A 3,304-nucleotide genomic window follows, 5' to 3' on the forward strand; every position below is an offset into this window, starting at 1 on the left:
ATAGCCGGTTTTCTTGGCGACATCGCCGATTTTGGTCATGGTGGGAACCCCTTTCTTAAGGCTATAATACTACAGGGAGAAAGAAGACGATCTGACAATGAATGAACAGACAGAAAAAGACATGATCGATGCCGCGATAAAGGACATCGCAAACGGTGATTATGTTATTGCGCCGCCTAATGATACTGCCCACGGCTTATTGAAGAAATTAGATAGTTCAGACGTTGACACCTTTGAATATACCGTATCGGACGTCCAAGACGCTATCCGTGATGGCAGTCTCACCAAGAAGCAGAGACAGTTGCTAATTCCCGGTATCATTACCCAGAACAGGGTGCTAGAAAATATCACCCATCCTGAAGAAAAGGCAGCTTACTTTCGAGTAGGCTTTGCGCTCATCGACTATGCACTTTTGCAAGCTGATCGAGAGAAGCCTTTTTTGACATTGGACCAGCGCGAAGCACTTTTTAAGTTAGCTGAGTCATATGCGGAACAAGAGGACAACACAACGTTACTTGAGGCCAGTATCACGCTCACTTCCTCAGCTGTTGTCCCGGCTGCCCAAGCAATCGATCTTTTGCGGGAGGCCGTCATTCACCCGGAGTACTCGTTGAAGCGGCTCAACGAGTTGAACAAAATTGTCCTGGCTTATTTCAACAATTTTTCTGACGCCATCCCTGATATCTGCACAGACGCGGTGCTGCATCTGTTCTACGAGCTGATGACGATGCGGCATATGCCGCAAGGGCGGCTGCACATCAAGCTGCGGCAAATCACGACGAAACTGGCGGATGCCGCCCGTGGTGGCGAGGACGCTGCGGCAATTTACCGGAATGGTGCATGGCAACGCGTATTAACCCAGTTAGCCGTCCTGCTGCAAAACGCGCCGCATTATGCCAAATTACGGGATTATGTTGTCCAGGTCGTTGATGACCAGCTTCGCCGAAAACTCGGGATCGACTGGGGAAACGAATTCTTTGACGATGGGCAATAGGCGACCCCCGGCAAATGGCATCATTGAGGCACAGTATTCATTGACTGCGACGGCGGCCGCTGGACCGCTGAGTATCAGGATTTAAAGAAACGGGGGGACGATTATTTTGGCAAAAGAGAAAAAGCAGTACCTGCAGCTCAAAATAGAATTAGAGGACACCAAGCCGCTCGTTTGGCGGCGCTTGGTCGTCCCCGCAGATTTTCGGTTGAACCAGCTGCACGCGGCCATTCAGATTGCCTTTGGCTGGCAGAACAAGCATCTTTACGTGTTTATCCCGGAGTATGATGATCAAGTCCTCTACACACTGGCGGCACTTCCCAATTGGGAAGGCGAGCAGACACTGGCTAGTGAGGCTTCATTACAGTATCTCATAGAGCAAGAAAATCTCGAATACATTTACGACATGAACGCGCAATGGACCCATTTCATCCATCTGGAGGAGATGCTGGTTGCTGACCAGCTGAATAACGAGCCGGCACCTTTTTGCGTGACCGGTCGGGGAGCCAATGAACGAGAGGATTCAGATAACAGGACGGACACGGCTCGGGTCCCCTTCAATAAGGCCAAGATTAACACCGCTTTACAAGCTGCATTCCCAACAGAAAACGCAATGCCCCGCCAGTATGAAACAGTGAACACCGATGCCGCTGACTTGACAGAAGAGACCAGTATTTTGTCCGATGACGGTGAGCCGCCGTTGGCAGAGGAGTGGACAGAGGATAAAATCGACGCTGTCATGCACGCCCTGGTACAGCTTCCAGAAGCCGATACAAGATTGTTTGAAGAACTGTCTCAGGACCTGATGTTCCGGGAAGTGCCGGCGGAGATCGAACAGTATGCGGTGGTGCAACTGCTGGCCAAGAGACTGCTTCTCTTCCGCGTTGATGCATCCCCTTATGAGTTTGTCGAAAATCGATTACGGGCTGCTGAATTGGTCACAGGACTGATAAACAATGATATCAGGTCAGAGCCGTTTCTTGATTCTGATCAGCGTAGCGCATTAATCGACCAAGTCGAAGAATTGGTCAGTCACGAGCGCAACGATGTGCGGCCCGCCAGCACGGGCCAACAAACCGGTCTGGAATCTGCTCTGGAACTGCTGCTGGCTGTCATCGCGTACAAAGAGTACAACGCCAAACGTGCTCAGGACTTGGATCAGACCCTGCTGAAAATGCTGGACAACCTGACGGCCCCCTTTGCCGGCCACGAAGCCGATATGCTGGCCATACTTTACTATCGGTTATTGGAAACGAGAAAAGTTACGGCCCGTAAGATGATCGGTCAGTTAGAAAACATCACGAAGAAGGTGGGCTATCATGCGGTCATTAATGGTGGTGGCGCGCCGCTCCTCGACGTTCAGCAGACCGCGTGGGCCCAGGCATTAACTGTACTGGACGTGATGCTGATGCATTATCCGAAATCCACGACGGTGCTGGATTATGTAGATGGGGTGGTGACGAAGCGGCTGGGGATAGACTGATGTTGGCGATGCATATGCTGGCACCGCTTTTCTTGCACTGCGAAGTCACTGTCGTTCTTTTCCGTAGGGGAACACGTAATGCTTCAGCCAGCGCGGCTACGGTGCCAATCGCGTTGATTGGTTGCCGCACTGTGGTCAGCGCTGGATTCAGCAACGCAGAGATGGGCTGATCATCGAAGCAACGATATCTAGCTGGTCCGGCACAGCGTCCTGACTTTTTGGGCGCCTCGCAGTGTGCCATCCCCTTCGGTCAGCGCCTCCGGGAAGTACCAGTCGTCATTGAATGCCTGGCCGACTTCCGCCAAGGCTTTCTCCAATCCCTTGAAGCGCAAGTCTTGCAGGTTGCGCTCACCGCCGATGCCGACGGCCAGCCGCTGGTAGCACCGTCCAATAGACGGGCCGCATCGGTTGCATTAATCTGAATGATCGGCAGTGGACAGGTGCCCAAGTACCGATTGCACAGCACGATCTTGCCCGCTTGGACCAGGTCGGCGACCTCGTCTGAATCGTTCTCCGGGTCCGCCATGATCACCCCGTCCAGCTGCTTGCTCTGGGGCATGGCCACGTACTGCGCTTCCTTGGCCGGATCTTCCAGCGTCTGCAGCATCACCGCCCGGTACCCCTCAGCGGACAGCGCCCGGTCCACGGCGTCCACCAGGTAAGCGAAGAACGGGTTAGTAATGAACGAGATCACGACGCCGATCATCTTCGTCCCCTGACCGCGCAGCTGTTGCGCAATATTGTTGGGATGGTAATTCAACTCCCGCATCGCAGCGAAGATCTTCGCCTTCGTCGCCTCTGCGACATACGAATGCCCGTTAATGGCGCGG

Annotated in this window: 3 protein-coding genes; 2 read left to right on the forward strand and 1 reads right to left on the reverse strand. The window is 53.2% G+C overall.

Annotated features, from left to right (window positions below; translation table 11 throughout):
* Positions 1 to 97 precede the first annotated feature (97 nt).
* Positions 98 to 994, forward strand: a complete 897-nt coding sequence (locus tag L248_RS14855) for a DUF2785 domain-containing protein (protein ID WP_022531080.1) — start codon at positions 98 to 100, stop codon at positions 992 to 994.
* A gap of 106 nt (positions 995 to 1,100) precedes the next feature.
* The gene (locus tag L248_RS16265) at positions 1,101 to 2,474 is read left to right on the forward strand and encodes a plasmid pRiA4b ORF-3 family protein (protein ID WP_022531081.1); all 1,374 of its coding nucleotides are present in this window, start codon (positions 1,101 to 1,103) and stop codon (positions 2,472 to 2,474) included.
* A gap of 250 nt (positions 2,475 to 2,724) precedes the next feature.
* Here the strand turns inward: L248_RS16265 and L248_RS16270 are convergent.
* Positions 2,725 to 3,304, reverse strand: a 580-nt coding sequence (locus L248_RS16270) for a LacI family DNA-binding transcriptional regulator (RefSeq protein WP_220095324.1), incomplete at its 5' end; no start/stop codon positions are given.

This window comes from Schleiferilactobacillus shenzhenensis LY-73 (assembly GCF_000469325.1).
GTDB lineage: Bacteria > Bacillota > Bacilli > Lactobacillales > Lactobacillaceae > Schleiferilactobacillus > Schleiferilactobacillus shenzhenensis.